General features: G+C 71.7%; 23 protein-coding genes. 12 read left to right on the forward strand and 11 right to left on the reverse strand.

All coding sequences use genetic code 11. The annotated features are described in order from the left end of the window. Positions 1-6 precede the first annotated feature (6 nt). The 6 genes from AB0D04_RS18685 (at position 7) to AB0D04_RS18710 (ending at position 7,377) form a co-directional block, all read left to right on the forward strand. Entirely contained in the window at positions 7-2,880 is a 2,874-nt protein-coding gene (locus AB0D04_RS18685; protein ID WP_362704309.1) for an NHLP bacteriocin export ABC transporter permease/ATPase subunit, read from the forward strand. Between the two features lie 86 nt (positions 2,881-2,966). Continuing rightward, positions 2,967-3,425 (forward strand): cyclic nucleotide-binding domain-containing protein, encoded by a 459-nt coding sequence (locus AB0D04_RS18690; RefSeq protein ID WP_362704229.1) that lies wholly within the window; start codon positions 2,967-2,969, stop codon positions 3,423-3,425. 120 nt (positions 3,426-3,545) lie between these two features. After that, a complete protein-coding gene (locus AB0D04_RS18695; RefSeq protein WP_362704311.1) occupies positions 3,546-4,598 on the forward strand; it encodes an ABC transporter substrate-binding protein in 1,053 nt (350 codons plus the stop codon). After that, positions 4,598-5,662: an iron ABC transporter permease gene (locus tag AB0D04_RS18700; protein WP_362704232.1), complete on the forward strand. Its 1,065-nt coding sequence runs from the start codon at positions 4,598-4,600 to the stop codon at positions 5,660-5,662. The genes AB0D04_RS18695 and AB0D04_RS18700 overlap by 1 nt, the downstream gene beginning before the upstream one ends. A 79-nt stretch (positions 5,663-5,741) precedes the next feature. Then, positions 5,742-6,572 (forward strand): ABC transporter ATP-binding protein, encoded by an 831-nt coding sequence (locus AB0D04_RS18705; protein WP_362704235.1) that lies wholly within the window; start codon positions 5,742-5,744, stop codon positions 6,570-6,572. A gap of 34 nt (positions 6,573-6,606) precedes the next feature. After that, complete coding sequence (locus AB0D04_RS18710) at positions 6,607-7,377, forward strand: SDR family oxidoreductase (RefSeq protein ID WP_362704238.1); 771 nt, start codon at positions 6,607-6,609, stop codon at positions 7,375-7,377. Positions 7,378-7,395: 18 nt separating this feature from the next. Here the strand turns inward: AB0D04_RS18710 and AB0D04_RS18715 are convergent, their stop codons facing one another. Both AB0D04_RS18715 and AB0D04_RS18720 read right to left on the reverse strand, forming a co-directional pair. Continuing rightward, positions 7,396-8,346 (reverse strand): isocyanide synthase family protein, encoded by a 951-nt coding sequence (locus tag AB0D04_RS18715; protein ID WP_362704241.1) that lies wholly within the window; start codon positions 8,344-8,346, stop codon positions 7,396-7,398. Then, on the reverse strand, positions 8,340-9,731 hold the full coding sequence (locus AB0D04_RS18720) for a cytochrome P450 (RefSeq protein ID WP_362704243.1): 1,392 nt from the start codon (positions 9,729-9,731) through the stop codon (positions 8,340-8,342). The genes AB0D04_RS18715 and AB0D04_RS18720 overlap by 7 nt, the downstream gene beginning before the upstream one ends. 289 nt (positions 9,732-10,020) lie before the next feature. Between AB0D04_RS18720 and AB0D04_RS18725 the strand changes: the two genes are divergently transcribed. The 4 genes from AB0D04_RS18725 to AB0D04_RS18740 all read left to right on the forward strand — a co-directional run bounded on the left by AB0D04_RS18725 (position 10,021) and on the right by AB0D04_RS18740 (position 15,561). After that, complete coding sequence (locus AB0D04_RS18725; protein WP_362704245.1) at positions 10,021-10,272, forward strand: hypothetical protein; 252 nt, start codon at positions 10,021-10,023, stop codon at positions 10,270-10,272. Continuing rightward, a complete protein-coding gene (locus tag AB0D04_RS18730) occupies positions 10,269-12,701 on the forward strand; it encodes a heavy metal translocating P-type ATPase (RefSeq protein WP_362704248.1) in 2,433 nt (810 codons plus the stop codon). The genes AB0D04_RS18725 and AB0D04_RS18730 overlap by 4 nt, the downstream gene beginning before the upstream one ends. Next, positions 12,698-13,177: a copper chaperone PCu(A)C gene (locus AB0D04_RS18735; RefSeq protein ID WP_362704251.1), complete on the forward strand. Its 480-nt coding sequence runs from the start codon at positions 12,698-12,700 to the stop codon at positions 13,175-13,177. The genes AB0D04_RS18730 and AB0D04_RS18735 overlap by 4 nt, the downstream gene beginning before the upstream one ends. 116 nt (positions 13,178-13,293) lie before the next feature. Further along, positions 13,294-15,561, forward strand: a complete 2,268-nt coding sequence (locus tag AB0D04_RS18740) for an MMPL family transporter (protein ID WP_362704253.1) — start codon at positions 13,294-13,296, stop codon at positions 15,559-15,561. A 90-nt stretch (positions 15,562-15,651) separates the two neighbouring features. On the opposite strand, the gene AB0D04_RS18745 is transcribed toward AB0D04_RS18740, so the two are convergent. Further along, complete coding sequence (locus tag AB0D04_RS18745) at positions 15,652-16,251, reverse strand: sigma-70 family RNA polymerase sigma factor (RefSeq protein ID WP_362704254.1); 600 nt, start codon at positions 16,249-16,251, stop codon at positions 15,652-15,654. A gap of 49 nt (positions 16,252-16,300) precedes the next feature. On the opposite strand from AB0D04_RS18745, the gene AB0D04_RS18750 reads away from it, so the two are divergent. Beyond that, positions 16,301-16,543, forward strand: a complete 243-nt coding sequence (locus tag AB0D04_RS18750; protein WP_362704257.1) for a zf-HC2 domain-containing protein — start codon at positions 16,301-16,303, stop codon at positions 16,541-16,543. 157 nt (positions 16,544-16,700) lie between these two features. On the opposite strand, the gene AB0D04_RS18755 is transcribed toward AB0D04_RS18750, so the two are convergent. Both AB0D04_RS18755 and AB0D04_RS18760 read right to left on the reverse strand, forming a co-directional pair. Beyond that, the gene (locus AB0D04_RS18755) at positions 16,701-17,462 is read right to left on the reverse strand and encodes a PE-PGRS family protein (RefSeq protein WP_362704259.1); all 762 of its coding nucleotides are present in this window, start codon (positions 17,460-17,462) and stop codon (positions 16,701-16,703) included. A gap of 81 nt (positions 17,463-17,543) precedes the next feature. Next, a complete protein-coding gene (locus AB0D04_RS18760) occupies positions 17,544-18,824 on the reverse strand; it encodes an extracellular solute-binding protein (protein ID WP_362704260.1) in 1,281 nt (426 codons plus the stop codon). 186 nt (positions 18,825-19,010) lie between these two features. On the opposite strand from AB0D04_RS18760, the gene AB0D04_RS18765 reads away from it, so the two are divergent. Further along, complete coding sequence (locus AB0D04_RS18765) at positions 19,011-19,757, forward strand: Clp protease N-terminal domain-containing protein (RefSeq protein ID WP_362704263.1); 747 nt, start codon at positions 19,011-19,013, stop codon at positions 19,755-19,757. Positions 19,758-19,845: 88 nt separating this feature from the next. On the opposite strand, the gene AB0D04_RS18770 is transcribed toward AB0D04_RS18765, so the two are convergent. The 6 genes from AB0D04_RS18770 to AB0D04_RS18795 form a co-directional block, all read right to left on the reverse strand. Then, positions 19,846-21,090, reverse strand: a complete 1,245-nt coding sequence (locus AB0D04_RS18770) for a ferritin-like protein (protein ID WP_362704266.1) — start codon at positions 21,088-21,090, stop codon at positions 19,846-19,848. Positions 21,091-21,138: 48 nt separating this feature from the next. After that, the gene (locus AB0D04_RS18775) at positions 21,139-21,837 is read right to left on the reverse strand and encodes a DNA-binding domain-containing protein (protein WP_362704269.1); all 699 of its coding nucleotides are present in this window, start codon (positions 21,835-21,837) and stop codon (positions 21,139-21,141) included. Further along, on the reverse strand, positions 21,830-22,675 hold the full coding sequence (locus AB0D04_RS18780; protein ID WP_362704272.1) for a DUF692 domain-containing protein: 846 nt from the start codon (positions 22,673-22,675) through the stop codon (positions 21,830-21,832). Before AB0D04_RS18780 ends, AB0D04_RS18775 begins: the two co-directional genes overlap by 8 nt. Before the next feature lie 65 nt (positions 22,676-22,740). Beyond that, on the reverse strand, positions 22,741-23,316 hold the full coding sequence (locus tag AB0D04_RS18785; protein WP_362704274.1) for a hypothetical protein: 576 nt from the start codon (positions 23,314-23,316) through the stop codon (positions 22,741-22,743). A gap of 167 nt (positions 23,317-23,483) precedes the next feature. After that, positions 23,484-24,305: an SGNH/GDSL hydrolase family protein gene (locus AB0D04_RS18790; RefSeq protein WP_362704276.1), complete on the reverse strand. Its 822-nt coding sequence runs from the start codon at positions 24,303-24,305 to the stop codon at positions 23,484-23,486. Further along, on the reverse strand, positions 24,292-24,861 hold the full coding sequence (locus AB0D04_RS18795; protein ID WP_362704278.1) for a PadR family transcriptional regulator: 570 nt from the start codon (positions 24,859-24,861) through the stop codon (positions 24,292-24,294). The genes AB0D04_RS18790 and AB0D04_RS18795 overlap by 14 nt, the downstream gene beginning before the upstream one ends. Between the last annotated feature and the right edge of the window lie 189 nt (positions 24,862-25,050).

A 25,050-nucleotide genomic window follows, 5' to 3' on the forward strand; every position in this document is an offset into this window, starting at 1 on the left:
TCATCCATGCACCCGTCCGCGGTCGTGGGACCGGGCGAGACCGACGCGGTGACGCAGGCGATGGGCGCCCTCGGCACCCCCGTCGACTGCACCGGACTGCGCAGCGTCCCGCTCGAGGGCCCGCACGTCCTGTGGCTCGTCACCGGCGGCTGTCTCGACCTCTTCGCGGTCGACGCCGTCCAGGAGGGCCACTGGCACTTCCTCGGCCGCCTCGAGACCGGGACCCTGCTGCTCGGCCCCGTCGAGGGCCCGCAGCACACCCTCCTCGGCAGGCCCTCGCAGGACTGTCGGCTGCGCCGCATTCCGCTGCGCGAGCTGGCTCGCCCCGAGTACGGCGAATACGGTGAATACGGCGGCGAGTACGGCACGTACGACACCGGCTACGGCGACACCTACGGGGGCCAGGACGGCGGGCCGACGCCCCTGGAACACGCCTTCGCACTCGGCACCGGCCGCAGCCTGGGCGTGCTCTTCGAGGCCCCGCTGGACGGCCGGCCCGGCGACGACGCGGTGGCCGACGACGACATCCTGTGGATGCCGGTGCCGCGTGGCAGCGTGCAGTACGGCGCCTCCTACAGCGCGGAGGCGGCGGGCGATCTGCTGGTCGACGCCGCGATGTGGCAGCAGATGGTCAATCAGCAGTACCGGCTGCTGTCCGCCGTCGACCGGTGGATCGAGCAGCTGGAGCGGGCGCACGAGGACCGTACGGCCGCCGGCATCAAGGCGGGCGAGGCGGTCCGCGAGGGGGCGGACCAGGCACTGCTGGCCTCCATCGGCCGCCAGGGCCGCGGCGGCCGGGGCACCCAGGCGGACCGCGCCGCCGACGACGCCACCTTCGCGGTCTGCCGCACCGTCGCCGAGGCCGCCGGGATCACGCTGACCGAGCCCCCGAAGGGCGGCGCGGTCAACGACCGCATCAGCCCCGTCGAGCGGATCGCCGTCAGCTCCCGCATCCGCACCCGCGCGGTCCGGCTCGACCACCGCTGGTGGCGGACGAACAGCGGCCCCCTGGTGGGCCACCGCGCCAAGTCCGGCGCCCCGGTCGCGCTGCTGTGGCGCCGCGGCCGGTACGAGGCGGTCAACCCCGCGTCCGGCCTGCGCCAGCGGATCGACAAGGACAACGCCGGCGAATTCGAGCCGCGCGCCGTGATGTTCTACCGGCCGCTGCCCGAGCGGCCGATGACCATGTGGCGGCTGATGCGCTTCAGCCTGCGCGACACCCGGATGGACGTCCGCAACCTCGCCCTCAGCGGCCTGGTGACGGTCGGCATCGGCGCGCTGGTCCCGCTCGCGACCGGCAAGGTGCTCGGCGAATATGTCCCCGCCGCCGAACGGAGCCTGATCGTCCAGGTCTCCCTCGCCGTCATCATCACCGGCATCGTCTCCGCCGCCTTCATGCTGCTGCAGAACCTCACCGTGCTGCGGATGGAAGGCCGGATCGAAAGCGCCCTCCAGCCCGCCGTCTGGGACCGGCTGCTGCGCCTGCCCACCAAGTTCTTCACCGAACGCTCCACCGGAGAGCTGGCCAGCGCCGCGATGGGCATCAGCGCCATCCGGCGGGTGCTGTCCGGCGTCGGCCCGGTGGCCGTGCAGTCGGTCACCGTCGGCGTGATGAACCTCGTCCTGCTGCTCCTGTTCAGCGTGCCGCTGGCGCTGGCGGCGATCGGCATGCTGATCGTCATCGGCGCGGTGTTCCTGGCCATGGGCCTGTGGGAGCTGCGCTGGCAGCGACGGCTGATCAAACTCAGCAACAAGCTCAACAACCAGGCCTTCCAGACCCTGCGCGGCCTGCCCAAGCTGCGGGTGGCCGCGGCCGAGAGCTTTGCGTACGCCGCCTGGGCCCGCGAGTTCGCCCGCTCCCGCGAACTCCAGCAGAAGGCCGGCCGGATCAAGAATCTGACCACCGTCCTCAACGCCGTCTATCTGCCGCTCTGCGCGCTCACCATGTTCATGCTGCTGGCCGGGCCGGCCCGCGGCAGCATGTCGGCCGCATCGTTCCTGACCTTCAACACCGCTATGACCATGCTGCTGACCTCGGTCACCCAGATCACCGGCGCGTTCGTCTCGGCGGCCGCCGCGCTGCCGATGTTCGAGCAGATCAAGCCGGTCCTGGACGAGACTCCCGAGGTGCGCGGCGCCAGCGCCCAGCCCGGCACCCTGACCGGCGGCATCGAGGCCAAGAAGCTCTCCTTCCGCTACACGGACGACGGCCCGCTGGTCCTCGACGACGTTTCCCTCCAGGTCGGGCCCGGCGAGTTCGTGGCCGTCGTCGGCCCCAGCGGCTGCGGCAAATCCACCCTGCTCCGGCTCCTCATCGGCTTCGACAAGCCGACCTCGGGCAGCGTGCTGTACGACGGCCAGGACCTGTCCGCCCTCGACCAGGCGGCGGTGCGCCGCCAGTGCGGGGTGGTGCTGCAGAACGCCCAGCCGCTCACCGGTTCCATCCTGGACTGCATCTGCGGCGCCGAGGCCTTCACCCAGGAAGAGGCCATGGCGGCGGCCGAGATGGCGGGCCTGGCCGAGGACATCAAGCGGATGCCGATGGGCCTGCACACCATGATCTCCGGCGGCGGCGCGATCTCCGGCGGCCAGCGCCAGCGCCTGATGATCGCCCAGGCGCTGATCCGCCGCCCGCGCATCCTCTTCTTCGACGAGGCCACCAGCGCCCTGGACAACGAGACCCAGCGCATCGTCATCGACAGCACCCGCAAACTCAGCGCCAGCCGCCTGGTGATCGCCCACCGCCTGTCCACCGTCATGGACGCCGACCGCGTCATCGTCATGGCGGACGGCCGCGTCGTCGAGCAGGGCGCCCCCGCCGACCTGCTGGCCGACACCGGCGGTCATCTCCACGAACTGGTCCGCCGTCAGCTGACGTGACCCGGCGCCGCCCCGCCCCGGCGGCACCATTCCCCACATCCCCGTAAATCCCGGCATATCGTGCAGGGCAGTAGACGGAGGATGAGATGGCCCCAGCGAAAGACCTGTTCGAGGCGATGCCACCCGACCGGCGCCGCCACCTGACCGATATCTCCCATGAGGTGTCGCTGCCCCGCGCCACCCGCCTCTTCGAGGAGGGCCAACGGGCGGACCGGTTCTGGATCATCCGCAGCGGCCAGGTCACGCTCGACCAGCGTGTCCCCGGACGCCAGGCGGCGGTCGTCGAGACCCTCGGCCGCGGCGAACTCCTCGGCTGGTCCTGGCTCTTCCCGCCCCACCTCTGGCACCTGGGCGCGCAGACCGCCGGCCCGGTGGAGGCGGTCGAGTTCGACGCTGCGGTGGTCCGCGACATGTGCGAGTCCGACCCGGTCCTCGGCCGGGCCATGTACCACTACGTCGCCGAGACGCTCGCCAACCGGCTGCACGGCACCCGCTCCCGCCTGCTCGACCTCTACGGCCCCCAGGGCAGCGGCCTCGAACTCTGAGTTCCGCCCGCCGGGAACCGTAACCCCCACCCCGCCGACTACCTGTGCCGGGCCGCGTCCGTGGCCTGTAGGCGAATGAGTCGTAGTCGTAGGGGAGAAGGTCCGATGCGTCCTGGGAAAATGTGCGCGATGGCGGTGGTCGTCGCGCTGGCCGCGACCGCGTGCGGTGGCGGCGGTGGTACGGGGACGGACGCGGTTGCCGCGGGGCGCGGGGCCGCCGGATTTCCGGTGAAGGTGGCCGACTGCCAGGGCGCCGAGACCACCTTCACCTCCGCGCCCCGCAAGATCGTCACGAGCAATGGCTCCGCGCTGGAGATGCTGCTGCGGCTGGGCGTGGGCGACCGGGTCATCGGCACCGGATTCCCGCCCGGCAAGGGCACCCTGACCGGGAAGCTGGACGCGGCGGCCCAGAAGGTGCCGGTGCTGGGGAAGTCCGTCATCGCCAAGGAGAAGCTGCTCGGTTCGGGAGCCGATCTCTATATCGACACCTTCTCCTCGATGCGGAACATGGGCGCAGCGGGCAGCGGGCCGACCGAGGAGGAGTTCAAGGCGGCGGGAATCAAGCACGTCCCTCTCGCCTCCACGGCATGCGCATCGATGGCCAAGAAGCCGCAGACGGATCTGTCCGGGGTCGAGGGCGACATCACCCGGCTGGGCGCGGTGACCGGCACCCCCGGGCGGGCGCGGGAAATCGTCGCCGGAATGCGGGCGAAGGTCGCCGCGGTGCACAGGGCCGTGGGGAAGGTGCCCGAAGGAAAGAAGCCCCGATACTTCCTCTTCGACTTCGATGCGGGCACCAAGCAGCCGATGGCGGTGTGCGGCAAGCAGGTCGCCAATGCCGTGATCACCCAGGCCGGGGCCCGCAACATCTTTGCCGGGTGTGACGGCGACTTCCGGCCCGTCTCCTGGGAGGACGTGGTCGCCAAGGACCCCGAGTGGATCCAGCTCGGGGTACGCAACCGCGGCGATGCGGCCGCCACCGAGAAGGCATACGACCAGGCCGAGGCGTTCCTGAAGAGCTTCCCGGCGACCAAGGGGCTGCGGGCGGTGCGGGACGGGAAATTCCTGCGGATCGGGTCGCAGCGGACGACGATCGCCGGGGTCGGCAATGCGGACGCGGTGGAGCAGATCGCGCGCACGATCCACCCCGCGGCGTTCAAGGCGGGGCGGTAGTGGCGGCGGTCTCCGACGCGGGCCGGCGCCCGGTGCGCCCGGCGCCGCTCGCCCTGGGGCTGGGCGTCGCACTGGCGGTGGCGCTGACCGCCGCCGTCGCGCTCGGTTCCACGGACCTGGCACCCGGCGAGGTGTGGTCCGTGGTCCTCCGCCGCCTGGGCGGCGCGGCGCCCCGGCCGGGCACCAGCGACCTGATCGTGTGGCAACTCCGTGTCCCCAGAGCCCTGTTGGCCGCGCTGGTCGGTGCCGGGCTGGGCCTGGTGGGTACGGCGACCCAGGCGCTGGTGCGCAATCCGCTGGCGGACCCGTATCTGCTGGGCATCTCCAACGGCGCCTCCCTCGGCGCGGTCGCCGCGATCGTGCTGGGTGCGAGCACCGGCGGCCTGCTGGGGCTCGGGCTGTCCGCGGCCGCCTTCGTGGGGGCGCTCGGCGCGTTTGCGCTGGTGTGGTGCATGGCCCGGCGCGGCGGTGCTTCCCGAGAGGGTTTCTCGCCGCTGCGGCTGGTGCTGGCGGGCGTGGGCATCGGGCAGTTCCTGTCCGGGTTCACCAGCTATCTGGTGCTGCAGGCCGGGGACGAGGAGCAGACCCGCAGCGTGCTGTTCTGGCTGATGGGGAGCCTGAGCGGGGCGACCTGGGACGTGCTGTGGCGGCCGGCGCTCGCGGTGGCCGCCGGGCTGCTGGTGCTCCAGGCCCGCGCCCGCTCCCTGAACGCGCTGATCATGGGCGACGAGACCGCGGCCGGCCTGGGCGTGGACGTCACCCGGCTGCGCCGCGAGCTGTTCGTGGTGACCAGCCTGCTGACCGGCGTCCTCGTATCCGTCTCCGGGGCGATCGCCTTCGTGGGGCTGATGGTGCCGCATCTGTGCCGCCTGATCGTCGGCGGCGACCACCGTCGCCTGCTGCCGCTCTCGGCGCTCACCGGGGCGCTGTTGCTGGTGGTCGTCGACGTCGTGTGCCGTACGGCCATGGACACCCAGGAGCTGCCGGTGGGCGTGGTCACGGCGATGATCGGGGCGCCCGCCCTGCTGTTCATCCTGGACCGGCGGATGGAGACGGACCGATGAAGGGCGGAGGGGGCCGGTGCGCGCCGGATACGGACCGATGAAGGGCGTTGACAGGTCGGAAGAGGCCGGAGACGGACCGATGAGGGTCGAGATCGAGGATCTGCGGGTCGGCTACGCGGGCCGGGACGTGGTCGCGGGGGTGCACCTGGTGGCGGCCGAGGGGGAGATCGTAGGGCTGGTCGGCCCCAACGGCAGCGGAAAATCCACCGTGTTGCGCACCGTCTACCGCCATCTGCGGCCCACCGCCGGGCGGGTGCTGCTGGCCGGCGCCGACATCCGCGCCCTCACCCCGGCCCAGACCGCCCGGCAGGTCGCCGCGCTCCCACAGGAACGCGGCAGCGACTTCGAACTGACCGTGCGCGAAGTGGTGGCCATGGGCCGCACGCCGTACAAGCGGGCCTTCGCGGGGGACGACGACGGCGACCGGGAGTGCGTGGCCCGCTCCCTGGCCGCCGTCGGGATGGCCGGGCACGCCGCCCGGCGGTTCTCCGCGCTGTCCGGCGGCGAGCGCCAACGGGTGCTGCTGGCCAGGGCGTTCGCACAGGAACCGCAGGTGCTGGTGCTGGACGAGCCCACCAACCACCTCGATGTACGGCACCAGGTGGAGCTGCTCGCCCTGCTGCGCGCGCAGCGCCGTACGACGCTGATCTCGCTGCACGACCTGAACGCCGCGGCGTCCCTGTGCGACCGGCTGCATGTGCTGCACGAGGGCAAGGTGGTGGCCTCCGGCCCGCCCCGCGAGGTGCTCACTTCGGAGCTGCTCGCCGACGTCTTCGGGGTGCGCGCCGCGGTGACCGCACACCCGCTCACCGGTGATCCGTTGATCGCCTTCGACCACCGGGCGCCCCTGCCCGCCGCCGGGTCCGGCCACGGGAATGTTGCAAACGGCCCGGCGGTTGAGGTGAGTTGATCACCGTAACTGCTTATGTGAGCGAGGAAACACCATGACTCAGGCCGCAGCCGGCACCGCCACACGCCCCGCCGCCCAAGGCGGCGCCGAGGATCTCCGGGGCCGTACCGTCGTCCTGATCGGCGGTGGCTCCGGTATCGGACTGCGGGTTGCACACCGGGTGGCGGCCGCCGGCGCCCATGTCGTGCTCGGCGGCCGCACCGCGGCCCGCCTGGAGGCCGCCGCCGCCGAACTGGGCGCGGCCGCCACCTGGCGCACCGTGGACACCGGCGACCCCGCGTCGCTCGCCGCCTTCTTCGACAGGACCGAACGCATCGACCACCTCTTCACCTCGGCGGCCTCCTACCGGCTCGGCCCGATGCGCGAACTGAGCGACGAGGACGCCGCGTCGCCCTTCGACTCCAAGTTCTGGGGCCAGTACCACGCGGTGCGCCTGGCCGCTCCCAAGCTCGCCGAGGACGGCTCCGTGGTGCTGATGTCGGGCGCGGCCTCGGCCCGCCCCGCCGGGCCCGCCCCCGCTTACGTCGCCTGCAACGCCGCGATCGAGGGCCTGGGCCGGGGCCTTGCGGTGGAACTCGCCCCGGTCCGGGTCAACACGGTGGCGCCCGGCACCGTGGACGGCCACCTGTGGTCGAACCGCCCGGCCGCCGACCGCGAGGCCGCCTTCGCCCAGTACCGCCGCAATACGCTCCTGGGCCGCCCGGGCGCCGAGGACGAGATAGCCCAGGCCGTGGTCTTTCTCTTCACCAACGGCTTCACCACGGGCTCCACGCTGTACACCGACGGCGGCTACACCCTGCGCTAGGGCCACCCGGCCTACGGATCAAGGGCGGCGAAAATGGCTCGGCCGCCCCTCGCGCAGCACCAGGCGGCCGAGCCGCTCGGCGTCCGCACGTCGCATCAACTCCCGCCGTCCATCGGCATGTTGGAGCACACACGCATGCCAGGGCGTCATCCACACATCCGGCGCGGCAAGCAGCCGTATACCGAACTTGGCGGAGCCGCGCGGCTGCGGATGGATGGAAAGCCGCACCGCCCCCGGATGGTGCTCGGCGATCAGCTCGCCCCAGGCGCGGCTGCGCTGCATAACGCCGTACGCGCGGGCCCGGCAGTCCCGCTGGAGCGCCGACCGCGTACCGGTGAACGAGGCGGTGTCCTCGAAGAGGAAGCGGGTGATGCCCTGATACAGCCGCCGGGTCTCGTCGTCGCTGCGCGTCTGCGACCGCAGCGTCTCGAGGTCCGGTGCGTAGCGGGCGTGGACGCGGGCGCGCTTCGCGTCGTACGACAGATCGCCGAAGGCATGGCGCAGGTCGAAGGTCTCCAGATGCTCCAGGCCTTCCTCCTCGATCAGCGCGCGCAGGGCATCGCCGTACGCGTCGATGTGTGGGTCGGGGACCTGGACGAGGTCGCTGAAGACATGCCCGTCCGAGCAGATGACGACCCGTGCACCGGGCGGGTGGACGGCGGCGATCCGGGCGCAGAGGCCGTCGAGGAAGCGCAGGGCGAGCCGTTCGCCCTCGTCGGGGAGGTGGCCGAGGACCTTGGCCGGGTTGGGGGACTTGCAGGGGAAGCCGGGGAGGGTGAAGACGATCGGCCGCCCGGCGGCGAGGGCCGGGGCGAGCTGGCGCAGTTGGGGGACGAAGTCGTCGGGGGTGGCTTCCTGGGGGCCGTCCAGGGTGCGGCGGTAGGGGAGGAGAGCGGCGAGGACCGCCTCCGCGGTCGTCCGGTGGCCGGTGGCTCTGCCGGGGCGCGGCAGTGTCGGGTGGGTCAGCATGCGGCAGCCGGCCCCTGCGTGACGGGGCAGCGCGCGGCGGTCGGCCCGCCGCCGACGGGGCCGGGTCCGCCTCCAACAGGGTCCGACCCGCCTTCAGCAGGGTCCCCGCCGGGCCCGTACGCCACCGGCAGCCGGTCCACCCCACGGGCAAGTACCGCCGGAATCCAGGTCAGTTCGGCCTCCGGTACGGCGAGCCGGAGGTCCGGCAGCCGGCGGAGCAGCGTACCCAGGGCGATCTGGAGTTCGGTGCGGGCGAGCGCGGCGCCGGGGCAGAAGTGGATGCCGTGACCGAAGGCGAGATGGGGGTTGGGGGAGCGGTCGAGGTCGAGGGTGTCGGCGTCGGCGAACCGGCGGGGGTCCCGGTTGGCCGCGCACAGCGAGACGATCACCGAGTCGCCCGCCGGTATCCGGGTCCCGTGCAGATCGGCATCCTCGGCGAAGAAGCGCCAGGTCGTCAGCTCGAAGGCGCTGTCGTGGCGGAGCAGTTCGTCGACGGCCCGGGGCAGCAGCTCCGGACGTGCGGCCAGCTCCGCCAGCTGCTCGGGGTGGCGCAGCAACGTGACCAGGGCGGTGGTGATCTGGTTGGTGACCGGCTCCTGCCCGGCGACCAGCAGCTGGAAGATCATGGAATCGAGCTCCGCCTGCCGGAGCCGGCCGTCGTCGCACGCCGCCACCAGACGGGAGAGCAGGTCCCCGCCGCGCGCCTGCCGCTTGTGGCCGACCAGATCGGCGATGTACTGCTGGAGCCCGCGCAGCCGCGCCTCGTACGCCGGGCGGCCGGGGTCCTCGGGGCCGACGGGCGCCACGACCTTCCCCCAGTCGCGGTCGAAGCGGTCCGCGAACTCCCTTGGCAGGCCGATGACTTCGGCCAGTACCTGGAAGGGGAAGCGGGCGGCGAAGGCGTCGACGAGGTCGGTGTGCCCGGCGCGGCCGGTGCCGGGGAGGGCATCGAGCAGGGCGTCGGCCATGGCCTGGAAGCGGGGGCGCAGTTCCTCGACGCGCTGCGGGGCGAACGCGTCGGTGATCAGCCGGCGCATCTCGGTGTGCTTCGGCGGGTCCTGATGCAGCAGATGCACCTGCAGCTGCGAGTGCTGCGGCTCGGGCATGATCGAGGCACGGGCCCGCCAGGCGGCGTTGCCCCGCGAGTGGTGCTTGCCCAGCCGCGGGTCGGTCAGCGCCTGGTGGGCGGCCTCGTAGCCGGTGACGAGCCAGGCGCACACCCCGCTGGGAAAGCGGACCCGGTGGAGTGGCCCGCGCGCACGCAGCTCGGCGTACAGGGGGTAGGGGTCGCGCTTGTAGTCCGTCCCGTACAGCTCGACAGTTTCCGGCGCTGCGAGCTCCGGTGTGGTGCGTTCCGGTGCTACGGGTTCCGGCGCTGCGGACATGGCGGTGGTCTCCTCGGTCTCCTCAACGCCGCGCCCGGACGGCACGGCGTGGGAGAGGTCGGGCGCAGGGGGCGGGAAGTTCCCGCCAAGACCGGGGATTTCCCTCACACAGGAGCCGGCAGGCCGCCCTCCACCCAGGTCCGCAAACCCAGTTAGTCGGCCCTGCGCGCGCCGGAGTTCCGCCGGATGCAAGGGATAAACCTCACTGCTCCGACCAGGCATATCCGAGCCCTCGAGCCCCCTCCCGGCTGCCACGATGCACCTTCCCACCACCAACCCTGGAGCGGCGATGTCCTCCACTCCGGCCGACCGCAGTCGGCCCGCTCTTCCCCAGGTCGCCCAACGCCTCCTGCCCGCCCGGCCGGTCATCGGCTTTGTCGCCCTGCTGGCGGTGCTCTTCGCGCTGTCGTACGGGGTCGGCGCCGTCGCCGGACCGGTCGCGCCGGGCCTGCACCCCGCGGGCGGCGCCCGTACCGGGGGCCCCGAACCCGGCCCTCACGGCGACATGGGCGGGATGCACGGGATGGGCGGCATGCGATGACGACCACGCCCCCGCGCGATGCCACGGCCCCGCCCCGGACCACCACCCTCACGGTCGGCGGGATGACCTGCGCCGCCTGCGTGGGCCGGGTCGAGAAGAAGCTCGGTCGGCTGGCGGGCGTCACGGCCTCCGTGAACCTGGCCACCGGCCGCGCCCGGATCAGCCATCCCGCGGCACTGCCCATCGACGACCTCATCGCCACTGTGGAGGCGGCCGGTTTCACGGCACACCTCCCCGAGCCCGTCGCCCCGGAGCCGGACGACGCACGCCTCGCCCCTCAGGACAACACCAACAGCGGCACCAACACCGGCACCAACACCGGCACCAGCACCAGCACCAACACCAGCACTGGCACCAACACCGGCAGCCACACCGATGCGGACGCCACCGCCGCCCGCGCGGAACGCCACCGCCTGCTGCTGACCGCCCTGCTCTCCCTCCCCGTCCTGACCCTCTCCATGGTCCCCGGCTGGCAGTTCCCGCACTGGCAGTGGCTGTGCTTCGCGCTGGCCGCGCCGGTCGCCGTCTGGGGCGCGGCCCCCTTCCACACCCGTGCCCTGCGCGGCCTGCGGCACGGCGCGGCCACGATGGACACCCTCGTCTCGCTCGGCGTGGCCGCGTCATTCGGCTGGTCCCTGTACGCGCTGTTCCTCGGCGGCGCCGGCGCGCCCGGTATGACCATGCCGTTCTCCCTGCTGCCCACGGCCGGCGACGGCACCGCGCATCTCTACCTCGAAGCCGCCGTCGGCGTACCGCTGTTCGTGCTGGCCGGCCGCCGTATGGAGGCCAGGGCCCGGCGTGGCACCGGCTCCGCGCTGCGCTCGCTGGCCGAACTCGCCGCCAAGGACGTCGCCGTACGCCGCGACGGCACGGAAGTCCGCATCCCGGTGGACCGGCTGCGGGTCGGCGACCTCTTCCTCGTACGGCCCGGGGAGCGGGTCGCCACCGACGGCACCGTCACCGAGGGCACCTCCGCCCTGGACCTGTCGCTGATCAGCGGGGAGAGCCGGCCGGTCGAGGCCGGGCCGGGCGCGGCGGTGGTCGGGGGTGCGGTCAACTCCGGCGGGCTGCTGGTGGTCCGGGCCGACGCGGTGGGCGCGGACACCCAACTCGCCCGGATCACCCGGCTCGTGGAGGACGCCCAGACCGGCAAGACCGCGGCGCAGCGGCTCGCCGACGCGGTGGCGGCCGTGTTCGTCCCCGCCGTACTGACCGTCTCGGTCACCGTCCTGGGCTTCTGGCTCGGCGCCGGGGCCGATGCGCAGGCGGCCGTCACCGCCGCGGTCGCCGTCCTCGTCGTCGCCTGCCCCTGTGCCCTGGGGCTCGCCACCCCGACCGCGCTGCTGGCCGCCACCGGCCGTGGCGCCCAGCTCGGGATCCTCGTCAGCGGACCGCAGGCACTGGAGCGACTGCGCCGTATCGACACCATCGTCCTGGACAAGACCGGCACCCTCACCAGCGGCAGGATGAGCGTGAGGGCCCTGACGCCGCGCGCCGACGGTCTCGAACCGGCCGAGGTCCTCGGCCTGGCCGCCGCCCTGGAGCAGGGCTCCGAGCACCCGTTGGCGCGAGCCGTTGCCGGGTACGCCCGCGAAAAGGGTCACGGTGAGGGCCAACTCCTGCCTCCTGTAGGCGACTTCCTCGCCACACCCGGATACGGCGTACGTGGCACCGTGGACGGCCGCCAGGTGACGGTCGTCCGGCCGCCCGATGACCTCACCGGCCTTCCGGCTCCCCTCCCGGACGCCGTACGCGCCGCCGAAACCGCAGGCCACACCGCGGTCCTGGTCACCGTCGATGACACCCCCGAGGCCGTCCTCGCCATCGGCGACGCGCTCCGCCCCGACTCCTACCGGGCCGTCGACCACCTGCGCCGCCTGGGACTGCGGCCCGTCCTGGCCACCGGGGACCGCGAGGCCACCGCCCGCGCCGTCGCCGGGCATCTCGCCGTCACCGAGATCCATGCCCAGGCCACCCCACAGGACAAGGCCGCACTCGTCACCACGCTGAAGGAACAGGGCGGCCGGGTCGCCGTCGTGGGCGATGGCGTCAATGACGCCGCGGCCCTCGCGCTGGCCGACCTCGGCATCGCCATGGGCAGCGGCACCGACGCCGCGATCGGCGCCGCGGATGTCACGCTCGTACGCGAGGACCTCCAGGCCATCGCCGACGCGGTACGCCTGGCCCGCCGCACCCTCGGCACCATCCGCGCCAACCTCGTCTGGGCCTTCGGCTACAACCTCGTCACCGTGCCGCTCGCCGCCATTGGCCTGCTCAATCCGATGCTCGCGGCCGCCGCCATGTCCGCCAGCTCCGTGCTGGTGGTGGGCAACAGCCTCCGCCTGCGGGCCTGGCAGCCGGCGCGCGATACACAGGGCGCTCGACGAGCCAACTCGGGCCGCCCGTATGCCACTTGGGAGACCTCATGAGCCGAAGCCCGCTGCGCGCGGCTGCCGCCGTACCTCTGCTCGTCTGTCTGGCAACGCTGGCCATGCTCGTTGCCTGGACGGCTACGGGCAACGCCGGCACCCCCGCACGCCTCAGCGCCGCCGAGGGCCGCGTGCTGATCCCGTACGGCAAGGAGTCCACCGCGGCGTTCTTCACCGTCCGCAACACCGGCACCGCGGATGACACGTTGACCGGTGTCACCGCACCGCCGGGATACCGCGCCATGCTGAGCCGCACCGTCGACATCGGCCGCAACGCCCGTCGGATGGAGATGGTCCGCACGGCCACCGTCCCGGCCGGCGGCTCGCTGCGGATGACGGCGGCCGGCCTGGACGTCATGGTCAGCCCGCCGCCCCGGCTGGAGGTGGGGGACCGGCTCACCTTCACCCTCCACTTCCGCGACAGTCCACCGCTCGCGGTCAGGACGCGCGCGGTGGCGACGCTCTCCGGGCCGTGAGCGGAACGCAGCGCCGAACTCCGGTTGCACTCCCACCCCTTCATAATGGATAGTCGCACTATCGGAAGTGGAGCTATCCACTATCCCTGTGCATCCATGTATCTGGGGGTTGGTTCATGCTGTCGTCATTGGGACGGCTCACGGCACGTCATCGCTGGTGGGTCGTGGTCGCGACGGTCCTGCTGTCCGTACTGGGCGGAGTCTGGGGGACCGGCACCTTCGGGACGCTGACCGGCGGCGCGGGATTCGACGATCCGGGCAGCGAGTCCGTACGGGCCGACCGGATACTCGCCGGGCCGCTGGGCCGTCAGGCGGCCGATGTGGTCGTCCTCTACAGCAGCAGGAAGCACACCGTGGACGATGCGGCGTTCGCGGACCCGGTACGGGCGGCGCTGCGCGAGGTGCCGCGTCAGGACATCGCCCGCTTCGAGTCGTACTGGTCGGCCAAGGACGGCAAGAACAGCAAGGACGCCAAGGACGGCAAGAACAGCAAGGGGAGCCAGGTCGGCAACGGCCCTCGCCGGGCCGCCGACTTCGCCTCCCGTGACCACCACTCCGCCTACGCCACCGTCCAGTTCACCGCCGACGGCGATCAGGACCAGGTGGCCGCCCTCGCCAGGATCAAGGACCGGTTCGCGGTGCCGTCCGCGTCCGGCGTCACCGTCCGGTTCGGCGGCACCGCGGCCATGACCGAGCAGGTCAACGCGCGTACCGGCGCCGACATCGGACGCGCCGAAATGCTGTCGATGCCGGTCCTGCTGATCCTTTTGCTGGTGGTCTTCGGCAGCCTGGTCGCGGCCTCGCTGCCGCTGGCCGTGGGCATCCTGGTGGCGCTCGGCTCGCTGGTCGTCCTGCGGACGGTGTCCCTGTTCACGGACCTGTCCAGCTCGGTCATCAACGTGATCACCATCCTCGGCCTCGGACTCGCCATCGACTACGCGCTGTTCATGGTCGGCCGGTTCCGCGAGGAGCTGGCCGCCGGGGCCGCCGTGGACGAGGCGGTCGAGCGCACCACCGCCACCGCCGGGCGCACGGTCGCCTTCTCCGGCCTGGCCGTGGCGATCTCCTTCGCGGGCCTCGCCCTCTTCCCCTCCCGCTTCCTCAGCTCGATGGGGTACGCGGCGGTCGCCGTGGTGATCTTCGCCGTCATCGGATCCCTGACGCTGCTGCCCGCGCTGCTGCGGTTCGCCGGGCATCGCATCGACGCGGGACGGGTGCCGTTCCTGAGCCGTCGTACGGGCCGAACGAGCCGCACCGGCCGTACAAGCCGTACGGACGCGGCCCGCACCGCTGACGAACAGGGCCGCTGGTACCGGCTGGCGCACGCGGTGATGCGCCGCCCGCTGCTCACCACCGGCCTCCTCGTCGTCACCCTGCTGGGCCTCGCCGGACCCACCCTCGGCGTCAACTGGGCGCGTCCTGCCGACTGGGTGCTGCCCGCCGACGCCGACGCCCGTCAGGTCGGCCGACAGCTCGGCGAGCGCTTCGACCACGACCCCACCAAGACGGTCACCGCCGTCGTCACCGGTGCCGGCGGCCCCGCCCGACTGGACACCTACGCGGACCGCCTCGCCACCGTCCCCGGCATCAAGGACACCGCCGTCACCGCCTCCCGCGGCAACACGGCCCGGATCACCCTCCACTACACCCCCGACCCGATGTCCCGCGCGGCCCGCACCATGGTCGGCGACCTGCGTGCGGCGGCACCGCCCAAGGGGGCGCGGACCCTCTTCACCGGCATGCCCGCCTCCCGTGTCGACATCGTCGACATGATCGGCCAACGCGCCCTGTGGATGGGCCTGTTCGTCGCCGCGGTCTCCGCCCTGGTCCTGTTCCTGGCCTTCCGCTCCCTCGCCATCCCGCTGATCACGGTGGCCATGAGCGCCCTGTCCCTCCTCGCCGCCTTCGGCGTGATCACCGTGATCTTCCAGTACGGCATCGGGGCCGGCCTGCTGGGCTTCGAGACCGTCGGCGCCGTCGACGCGAACTTCCCCGTCCTGATCGTCGCCATCGCCTTCGGGCTCGCCATGGACTACCAGGTCTTCCTGCTCTCCCGGGTCCGCGAACGCTATGCGGAGACCGGCGACCCGGCCGAGTCCACGGCCGGCGCCCTGCAGCGCACCGCCGGCACCATCACCAGCGCCGGTCTCCTGCTCGCCGTCGTGGTCGGCGGATTCGCCTTCTCCTCGATCACCTTCCTGAAGATGATCGGCATCGGACTCATCCTGGCCATCGCCCTCGACGTCCTGGTCGTCCGGGCCCTCCTGCTGCCCGCCGTCCTCGGCCTGCTCGGCCACCGCGCCTGGCGCTCCCCGAGGCGCCGGGACCCGGCCCGTCCGCCGTCGGCCTCTGTGCCCGCCACCAGGCCCCAGGTACGCGCATAACCACCCGGCCCCAGGGGGCCGGCCCCCGCACCGGACCGATGCCGGTGCGGGGGCCGACCGCCTCACTGCCTGCCGCGGCCTGACGTACCGTCAGGCGACCGCCCCCGCGAGATCGCGCGGCGCGTCACCCGGCACCGGCTCCCGGGCCTCCGCCTCGGCCAGCCGCGCGATCAGCGTCTCCCGCGCGCGGGCCACCCGGGACCGGACCGTCCCCACGGGGCAGCCCATCACCCCGGCGGCCGCCGCATAGGGCAGCCCCAGCACCTGCGTCAGCACAAACGCCTCGCGCCGCCCCGGGCCCAGCGCCGACAGCAGCTCCGCCAGGGCGACGCCCTCGTCGAACCCCGGCACCCCGCGCGGCTGCACCCGTTCCGCCGCCGACTGCCAGTCGTCGGTGGCCGCCAGCCGGGGCCGTACGGACAGCGAACGGATCCGGTCCGCCACCACCCGCCGGGCAATGGTCAGCAGCCAGGTCCGCGCCGACGACCGCCCCTCGAACCCCGGCAGGCTGCGCAGCGCCCGGACATAGGTGTCCTGCACCAGGTCGTCGGTGGCCTGCGGATCGCCGCTGAGATGCGTCACATAGCGCCGTACATCGCGCTGAGTGGCCCTGACGAACTGCTCGACGGCCCGCTCGTCGCCGGTACGGGCGGCCAGCGCCCACTCCGTCACCGCCTCGTCATCCCGCATTCCGCGACCGCCCCTCGCCGTGCGCCCACGCTTCGGGGAGGATGGAGCCATGCACTGCATGCGCATCCGTACGGCACTCTCCGCCCGCCTCGACGGCGAGGAGCTGCCGCCGGACCTGACCGACCGCCGGCTCGACGGCCACCTCTCGGGCTGCGCGGACTGCCGCCAGTGGCAGGCGCGGGCGCGGGCGCTGAAGGCGGAGACCGGCCGCGCCGCGGCGCACACCGACGGCGGAACGGCGTCCGTCGAGGCGCTGCTGGGACGCTTGCGTTCGGGTTCGGTACCCGGTTGAGGGGACGCCGGAGCGCCCCGTCCGGACAGGAATCAACATCTGGAGTCCTTGGAGTCCTTGGCGTGATCCGGTCGCCGCGCGCAGCGGGACCGGCGAAGTAGAGCCCGGGACCGCCGTCGGCACCTGCCCCGTACGGCCCGGGTGTTCGACCGTGCTGTCAGCCGACAGCCGGCTCACGCGGCGGACCCCGCAGCGACATCGCATGGGCCAGCAGCAGCTTCCGCACCGCACGCCGCGGCTCCTGCCGTGCGGCGCGCACGGCGGGCGGCGCCTCGGGCAGCAGGATCCGCAGGATGAGCACCAGCGGCGCGAACACCCGCGCCGACACGGCCCGTACGAGCCGGAACGCCGCCCGCTCCCCGCCCCACAGCCACCACGCGCTCAACAGCGCGACGAGCAGGTGGACGGCGAGCATCCCGCCCGCGCCGCCGCCCATGGCATGCATGCCGCCCATATCGCTCATGCCCTGCGCACCGCTCATGCCGGCCATCCCCGGCATGCCGTCATGGAGTCCGTGCGCCGCAGACATCTGATGCTGCGCCTGCTGCACCTGGTGCATCCGCTGCGCGGCATCAATGTCCGCAAGCGACATCCCCTGGGCGCCGCACAGCCAGGTGTCGGCCCATTGGCGCGCCAGGGACACCCGTTCACCACCGCCGTCGGCGAGGGCCTGCCCGAGGGAGAAGGCGCTGTGCAGGGCGGCCTGGGTGCCCACCGTCAGCAATCCCACCAGCAGCGGACCGCGTTCGCGCCCGGCCAGGCACCAGGCGCCGGCCGCGGTTCCCGTGCCGGCCGCGAGCAGCATCCACCCGGGCACCGCGGTATCCGACATCGCGACGTGCCCCAGCGCAGCGAGCAGCACGCAGACCGCCGCGAACACCGCGGCGCGCAGCCCCCTGAGAATGTGCCCCGCATCCATGACGGGCCCCATCGTCGCACCCCGCCCGCCAGGCGGAACGCGAGGGGGCGCGTGGGGGTGCACCCGAGATCGGGCCAGGTGTCAGGTCTGACGCGCGGCCCTCGCCTCGGCGGCATTGGCGGTCAGCTGAAGCGAATCGAGCGTCGAGCGCGCGGTGCCGCCCGAGATGACCGCACCGCCGATCCGGTCCCGTACGGCATCGCGGACCTTGGGCCAGGAACTCCGGTTCACCGGATGGAATTCGGCTTTCGGCATCTGGTCGATGAATTTCCACAGGGGCCGCTGTGACGGCTGGGCCCGCAGCGCAGCCGAGCCGGAAGCGGTGACCGGGAGGGTCCCCTGGCCCGCCGCGAACCCGGTGGCCGCCTTCTTGCCGAAGAGGAAGCTGAGGAATGCGCCGCATTCGTTGCGGTGCCCGTTCCGCTTGAACGCCATCAGCCAGTCGCTGAGCCCGACCGGGGGCGCCGCCGTGCTGCCGCTCTGCATGGGGAAGGCGGCGTTCCCGAACGGGATCCGGGCCTGTTCGGCCGCCTTGATCAGCACCGGGTGGGCCAGCATCATGCCGACCTCGCCCTTGAGGAACGCGGCGTATGCGGGCGTCCGGCTGAACTGCGCCGGATCGGCACCGGCCAGCCCCGGCGCCACCAGCTCGTTCTTCAGCCAGGTCAGCGCCTCGACGTTCTCCTGCCTCGCGAAGTCGTACCCGGATGTCCCCGAATAGCCGCCGCCGGCCGCCAGCATCCACGCCAGCGCCTCGTCCTCGGCCGCCTCCGGGCCGAGCTGGAGTCCGTACGGCGTCTTGACCCCGGCCGACTTGAGCGCGCGGGCCGCGTTGCGCAACTCGGCCCAGGAGGTGGGCGGGCCGCCGACCCCCGCCCGTGTGAAGAGGCTCTTGTTGTAGAAGAGCCGCGGCGTACTGGCCAGGAACGGAATCCCGTACTGGATGTAGCTGATCTCCCCGGCGCGGGCGAAGGAGGTGATGAAGTCGGCCTGTGTGGCGATGTTGAAGAGTTCCTCGACCTTGTAGAGCTGCTCGGCCTCGGCGTAGTCGGCGAACACGTACGACTGCGCGATGTCGGGTGCCTTCCCGCTCTCGACCCGGCGGGCGAGCGTCTGGTCGATCTGGCCGATGGGGACGAGTTCCAGGTCGACCTTGATCTTCGGGTGCTGCTTCTCGAAGGCGGCGATGGTCTGGCGCCACCGGCCGACGAGGGACGAGCCGACGCTCTTCCCGTAACTCGCCGCCATCACCTTCAGGGTCACGTTCTTGCCGGCCGCGTCCCCCGAGCCGCAGCCGGTGAGTCCCCATGCCGCCGCACCCGCCATACCTGCCGTACGAGAAAGAAAGAGCCGTCGACGCACTGCTGTTGCCACCTCTGCTGCGCTGCCCGTGCCCATGGGGTGGGCGACCGACCGTATGGATGAAGGTCCAACGGTACGCGGTGGGTGGCAGGACGTGCCAAGCAGGCATGACTTGTCAATGCCGTTGCCCATCCCATCGTCAACTCGGGGTTGACGGTCAGGGCATCGTCAATCTACGGTTGACGCATGGGGAATTCAGACCGCACAACGAATCCGGTCCGCCTCGACGACTTGATCGAGGCCATCAAGAAGGTCCACTCCGACACGCTCGACCAGCTCTCCGACGCGGTGATCGCCGCCGAGCACCTCGGCGATGTGGCCGACCATCTGATCGGCCACTTCGTGGACCAGGCGCGGCGCTCGGGCGCGTCCTGGACGGACATCGGCACGAGCATGGGGGTCACCAAGCAGGCGGCGCAGAAGCGCTTTGTGGCGAAGGGGCCCGGCGAACCGTCGGATCTCGACCCGCAACAGGGGTTCGGCCGGTACACCCCGCGGGCGCGCAAGGTCGTGGTGGTGGCGCAGGAGGAAGCCCGCGCGGCGTCCAGCAACGAAATCCGCCCCGAGCACCTGGTGCTGGGGCTCCTGTCCGAGCCGGAGGGTCTCGGGGCGCGCGCGATCTTCGAGCAGGGTGTGTCCGCGGAGTCCGCACGGGAGGCCGTCACCGCGGTCCTGCCGCCCGCGGCCGACGAGCTGCCGGCGCTCATCCCCTTCGACGCCCGGGCGAAGAAGGCGCTGGAGCTCACCTTCCGGGAGGCCCTGCGCCTGGGGCACAACTACATCGGCACCGAGCACATCCTGCTCGCCCTGCTGGAACTCGAGGCCGGTACGGGCGTCCTCGCCGACCTCGGCATCGACAAGAAGGCCGCCGAGGCCAGCATCGCCGCCGCCGTGGCCGCGATCATCGCGGGGACGGAGCAGAAGGACTCCTGACCCGGGGCCCATGGCCGACGCAGGCGGCGCTGCCCGAGCGGCGCCGCCTGTTCGCGCGCGCGGGGCAGGCCCGCCGCCTGCCCGCGGATCAGACGTCCGGCATCTTGTTCAGCAGCCAGAGCACGCTGTTGTCCCCACCGAGCTCGGGGAAGTAGTGCATGGTCTGCTCGCACAGCTTGATGAGGTGGGCCTTCTTGCCCTGCTCGGGCAGCTGGTAGAACTCGAACGTCGGACCCGGGTTCTGGATCATCGAGACCGGGCCGTGGAGCCGGCTGGCGACCATGGTCTCGGCCACGGTCACCAGCACACCCTGCATCAGCGAGATGAACGTACGCTCCAGGTGATAGCGCTGGTTCTCCTTGCCCGGCGCGAGATCCTTCCACGACGTGTCGTAGATGACGTCCAGCATGTGCATCGTGTAGCAGTACGCCGCGTTGAACAGGGTGTTGATGCTGTGCGCCGCGGGCTCTTCCTTCTTGCCGTAGTCCGCGGACTTCGGGTCGGTGGGCAGGTTGTGGACGAACCCCAGCGGCTCGACCCCGTCGGCGATCCGCTTGAACTTCGTGTAGTGGGGCAACTCGTCGAGCCCGGGGACCGGCTTGAGCGGGTTGATCGGCACCGACGGGCTCTTGGGGTCGATCCCTTCCCCCTGCTCCACGATGATTTTCATGGCGTCCTGCGCGCTCTTCAGGTCGCTCACGATGAGCGGCGCGCCACCGCCGTCCTTGTTCCAGTACGCGTCCACGTACTGGAACTCCGGTTCGTTGCCCTTCCAGACCTTGCCCTTGGTCTTCTTGTCGAGGGCGGCGAGACGTTCCCCGACGGACTGGTAGAACTCCCCGATGGTCCGGTACCAGCCATCGGGGATCGCCTCGTCGGTGGTCTGATCCTGCTTCGGGAGTTCGAACTCCATGAAGACGCCCCGGACCAGCTCCTTGGTGCAGGGACCCAGATGCAGGGTCAGCTCGGGCCAGCGGTGCAGCATGAGCGACGGATAGCTCGGCATGAATTTCTTGTCGTAGAACTTGATCTTCTTCCGGCCGCCGAGCGCCACCAGCATGTTCCGGACCAGGGACAGATGCAGCATCTCCTCGACCACGATGCTGCGGATCAGCCGAAAGGCGCCCATTCCCGGATCCCACTGCGAAGAGCCGCGCGTCTCGATCGAGAGCATGGCGTACAGATACATCGGGACCGTCGACATCTCCAGATAGGCAGCCTGCAGCAGGTGGTTCTGCAGCTGCGTCAGATCCTCCTTCTTGCTGGTGGGGTCCACCGGCCAGAGGGCCATGACGGGTGGTACGTGCGCCTTGGTCAGGGTTGCGGTCGCCATCGTGGATGCTCCTTCACTCACGTTCACTCACGGGGATCTGACGAAAGGTCATGACCGGGGCGCACGGTCCCCGGCGAGCCGCGCGGACAGCAACCGGTAGCCGTCCGGCTCCAGTTCGGTCACCTTGACCACGTAGTCACGCCGCGACAGGGCCAGGTGTACGGGCCCCGGCGCGGGCGGTTCGGCGGGCAGCCCGCGGCGGACCGTCGCGTGGTAGGTGTGTACGGGCGCGCAGACCCGCAGCACTCGCAGGCACGCGGCCGGTGCCGGAGCGGGGCCGGAGTGCGGCGACGGCCCGCCCTCGGTGCCGGGGCCGTCATAGACCTCGGCGAAGGCCCGCTCGTAGCGTGCGAGATCGACGATCAGGTCCACCCAGCCCTCGCGCCGGCCGCTGGGCAGATTACGGTCGGGCCGATGGGCGCGGAGATGATCGACGAAGCGTGCGTCCAGCTGGAAGAGGGTGTACGAGCGGGACGGGCAGGCCTCGAGGTAGTCGAGCGCGAAGTCGTCGAAGAGCTCGGGACCCAGCAGGGCCCGCAGGCCGGGGTGCAGCCCGCGCATCACCTCCAGCAGGCGCAGACGGTAGCCGCGCCGGTAGACATCGAGCCGCTGCCGAGAGCTCAACTCGCGGGAGCGGGTGAGCACTTCGTCGACGGTGCCGGGCGGCCCGGCCGGGTCGAGGATGGCGTGCTGGAGCCAGCGCTGGGTGTCGGCCAGGGTGACGGGCGGGCCGGCCGGACTAGCCACAGAGCACCCGCGCGCCCGCGTCGCCGGCCGCGCCGGCGTACTGGCGTGCCTTGGCCAGCTCGTCGAGCAGTTCGGGGAAGGCGGGGATGTCGTCGTCCCACTCGAGCAGGGTGGCGACCGGCCCGGTCAGGGAGGTCGCCAGCCGGTACAGCTGCCACACCGGGTCGGCCACCGGACGGTCGTGGGTGTCGACGATATGGGTGCCGAGGTCGGTGTGGCCGGCGAGATGGATCTGCACCACGCGCTCGTGCGGCAGTGCCCGTACGTACTCCTCGGGGTCGAAACCGTGGTTGACGGAGGAGACATAGACGTTGTTGACGTCCAGCAGCAGTCCGCAGCCGGACTCGGCGGCCAGCCGGGAGACGAACTCCCACTCGCTCATCGCCGATCCGGTGAACTCCGCGTAGCTGCTGGGGTTCTCCAGTACGAGCGGACGTTCCAGGACGTCCTGTACGGCCCGTACCCGGCGGGCCATATGGGCCAGGGACTCCTCGGTGAACGGGACCGGCAGCAGATCGTGGGTGTTGAGGCCGGCCACTCCCGTCCAGCAGATGTGGTCGGAGACCCAGTGCGCCCCGGTCGCGTCGGCCAGGCGGCGCAGCCGGCCCAGGTAGGCGAGGTCGAGCGGGTCGGTGCTGCCGATCGACAGCGAGACCCCGTGCATGACCACCGGATAGCGCTCCGCGATCCGGTCGAGCGCATGGCGTGGATATCCGCCCGAGTCCATGAAGTTCTCGGAGATGATCTCGAACCAGTCCACCTGCGGCCAGTGCGCCAGCACATATCCCAGATGCGGGGTGCGCAGCCCGACGCCGAACCCCAAGTCGCTCTCCGGCAAGGGATACGGGGCATGGGCACGCCTCCGTCGCGTCGCGGACCCGGCCGCCGGGGCATTGCCAACGGTCATACGCCGGAACCCTTGGGAACGTGGGGGATCTTCCGCTTCTCTTCGTACGGAGGTACCAGGTTGTCGGGGAAACCCTCGCCGGGAGACGGGCCGAAGGGTCTCCCGGCCGTATACATCCGCTCCTCGAAGATCTTGCGGGCCCGCTTCCATACGCTCGTGCCGCGATAGGGCCCGGCGGCATGCACCCTGCCCTCGTTGACGGGACTGGCGCAGCTGCCGTTCCAGCGGCACTCCTGATTGCCGGGTTTGGCCTGCTCCGCGTCGCTGCCGCTGTAGCCGCAACCACCTTGCCCCCGGCACTCGTTGTCGCCGTGACAGACGTGGAAGACGGTCGCGCATTCCCCCATGCCGGCCATGTCGCCGGTCCCGTTGACACCGTGGCCCTTGCAGGAGTTCAGCCCCATGCACACATGGAGCTCGATCTCCTTCTGCAACTTCTCCGGCTCGATGAACACCGGAGTGGCCCCTCTGGCCCCCGCCCGCTTGCTTGCGCCGAGCTCGCCGCCCTCGATGAGCAGGGAGACTTCCTTGGCGCTCAAGCGCTTGTGGCCGTTGTGCTGCGGTGCGCCCATATCCGCTCTCCTCCTTCTCGGTCTCCGGCCTCGTGCGCGGGATCTGCCGGAGCTGGATACCCGGGGTTGACTTCCAGCGAGTACCGAGCAGGAAACCGGCTACAAGGGTGAAACCGGCATATTTCAGGCGCTTGGTTGAGCCGGAGGGAGGGGCGAGGGGGAGGGGCCTACACCGATGTGCCGTCCTCCGCCGTCTCGCCGCCGGCGGGGGCGGTCCGTACGGGAAGGAGGTCCGGGCGTTTGGCGGTGCGTCCGTCGCCGGAGGAGTGGCCGCGCAGCCGTCTGCCCAGCCAGGGACCGACGAAGGAGGCGACCCACCGGAGTTCGCCCCCGAGGGTGCGCCATCCGGAGGGGACGGCTGCTTGGGCGGGCAGCGGGTGGGTCCAGGAGTCGTCGCTGCCGGGCAGGTCGAGGGCGTGGGCGAGAGCCGCGGCGATCCGGTCGTGGCCGAGTGGGCCGGCGTGGAGCCGGTCCGGGCTCCACAGGCGCGCGTCGGTGACCACAGGGTGGTGGGAGGTCTCGGCGACGGCGACGCGGTGTCGGTGCGCCGCCTGCCGGATGCGGTGGTTCAGCGCGGTGACGCGGGAGCTGAGCGGGCGGGCGAGCGGGGTGATCCGTGCGACGTCGGGAAAGGTGACGGTCGCGACGCGGACACCTTGGCCGGTGAGTGCCGCGAACATCGCCTCCAGGTGGCCGGCCACCTCATCGGCGTCGAACCGGGGCCGCAGCAGGTCGTTGACCCCGGCGATGACGGTGGCCAGGTCCGGGCGCAGGGCGAGGGCGGGCGCGAGCTGTTCCTCGCGGACCTGCCCGGCGAGGCGGCCGCGTACGGCCAGGTTGGCGTACTGGACGCCGGGGTGGTGCAGCGCGAGCCTTTCGGCGAGCCGGTCGGCGCACCCCCGCAGGCCCACGGTGTCGTCGCCGTCGCCGACCCCCTCGGTCTGGCTGTCGCCCAGGGCGACGAAGCGCAGGTGGTCATCTCCGGGCATGAGCCGCCCGCCTCTCCCGAAGGACCGCCACGGTGCGCTCGCACCAGTCCCGGTTGCCCCGCTCGAAGGCGAGGCCGCGCAGGCAGGTCAGATACGGGCCGATCCGTTCGCCGTCGCGCAGGAATTCCTCCTCGCTGCGGTCACCTCGCATCTTCCGCAACAGCGCGTCCAGCAGCCCGATCTTGGCCTCGGCGAAGCCGGCCCGCTCGGTGAGCTGGGCAACCAGCGCCTCGCTGTCGACGTGGTCGGCGGCCTGGACCTTCACGAGCAGGTCGTCACGGATGACGGAGGGCTTGGTGGCGGTCGCCGTGAAGCGTTCCAGCTCGGCCAGTCCGGCGTCGGTGACCTGGAACAGGCGCTTGTTGGGCCGGGTGTCCTGGACCACCTCCCGGCCCGCGATCAGCCCCTCCTTCTCCAGCTTGGTCAGCTCGGCGTACAACTGCTGCGGCAGCGCGTGCCAGAAGTTCGCCACACCCAGGTCGAACACCTTGGCCAGCTGGTAGCCGCTCAACTCCTCGTCGAGCAGCGCCGCCAGCACTGCATGACGCAAAGCCATCGGACGCCCTCCTCTCCACCCTCTGTGTCTCCGCTCACGGACTCCTCCCGATCATAGTCAAGAAAATGACTAATCACACCCATGACTATTTGGGCGGCTGTCGAGGAGGGGCCATGACACCGCGGACCGCCTCTGTGCGGCCGTCGACCGCCTGACCCAGCGGGGTGGAAGGGTGCCCCTCGCGTCCGG

Origin of the sequence: Streptomyces sp. NPDC048483, from assembly GCF_040651455.1 — a bacterium.
In the GTDB taxonomy this organism is placed as follows: domain Bacteria; phylum Actinomycetota; class Actinomycetes; order Streptomycetales; family Streptomycetaceae; genus Streptomyces.

Coding starts and splice junctions, on each gene's coding strand:
- AB0D04_RS18755 (WP_362704259.1), bottom strand. CDS start 17,462: ATGGATGCGGGGCACATTCTCAGGGGGCTGCGCGCCGCGGTGTTCGCG.
- AB0D04_RS18745 (WP_362704254.1), bottom strand. CDS start 16,251: ATGCGGGATGACGAGGCGGTGACGGAGTGGGCGCTGGCCGCCCGTACC.
- AB0D04_RS18710 (WP_362704238.1), top strand. CDS start 6,607: ATGACTCAGGCCGCAGCCGGCACCGCCACACGCCCCGCCGCCCAAGGC.
- AB0D04_RS18720 (WP_362704243.1), bottom strand. CDS start 9,731: ATGTCCGCAGCGCCGGAACCCGTAGCACCGGAACGCACCACACCGGAG.
- AB0D04_RS18770 (WP_362704266.1), bottom strand. CDS start 21,090: ATGGCGACCGCAACCCTGACCAAGGCGCACGTACCACCCGTCATGGCC.
- AB0D04_RS18735 (WP_362704251.1), top strand. CDS start 12,698: ATGAGCCGAAGCCCGCTGCGCGCGGCTGCCGCCGTACCTCTGCTCGTC.
- AB0D04_RS18685 (WP_362704309.1), top strand. CDS start 7: ATGCACCCGTCCGCGGTCGTGGGACCGGGCGAGACCGACGCGGTGACG.
- AB0D04_RS18715 (WP_362704241.1), bottom strand. CDS start 8,346: ATGCTGACCCACCCGACACTGCCGCGCCCCGGCAGAGCCACCGGCCAC.
- AB0D04_RS18765 (WP_362704263.1), top strand. CDS start 19,011: ATGGGGAATTCAGACCGCACAACGAATCCGGTCCGCCTCGACGACTTG.
- AB0D04_RS18750 (WP_362704257.1), top strand. CDS start 16,301: ATGCACTGCATGCGCATCCGTACGGCACTCTCCGCCCGCCTCGACGGC.
- AB0D04_RS18795 (WP_362704278.1), bottom strand. CDS start 24,861: ATGGCTTTGCGTCATGCAGTGCTGGCGGCGCTGCTCGACGAGGAGTTG.
- AB0D04_RS18740 (WP_362704253.1), top strand. CDS start 13,294: ATGCTGTCGTCATTGGGACGGCTCACGGCACGTCATCGCTGGTGGGTC.
- AB0D04_RS18705 (WP_362704235.1), top strand. CDS start 5,742: ATGAGGGTCGAGATCGAGGATCTGCGGGTCGGCTACGCGGGCCGGGAC.
- AB0D04_RS18725 (WP_362704245.1), top strand. CDS start 10,021: ATGTCCTCCACTCCGGCCGACCGCAGTCGGCCCGCTCTTCCCCAGGTC.
- AB0D04_RS18790 (WP_362704276.1), bottom strand. CDS start 24,305: ATGCCCGGAGATGACCACCTGCGCTTCGTCGCCCTGGGCGACAGCCAG.
- AB0D04_RS18695 (WP_362704311.1), top strand. CDS start 3,546: ATGTGCGCGATGGCGGTGGTCGTCGCGCTGGCCGCGACCGCGTGCGGT.
- AB0D04_RS18690 (WP_362704229.1), top strand. CDS start 2,967: ATGGCCCCAGCGAAAGACCTGTTCGAGGCGATGCCACCCGACCGGCGC.
- AB0D04_RS18730 (WP_362704248.1), top strand. CDS start 10,269: ATGACGACCACGCCCCCGCGCGATGCCACGGCCCCGCCCCGGACCACC.
- AB0D04_RS18785 (WP_362704274.1), bottom strand. CDS start 23,316: ATGGGCGCACCGCAGCACAACGGCCACAAGCGCTTGAGCGCCAAGGAA.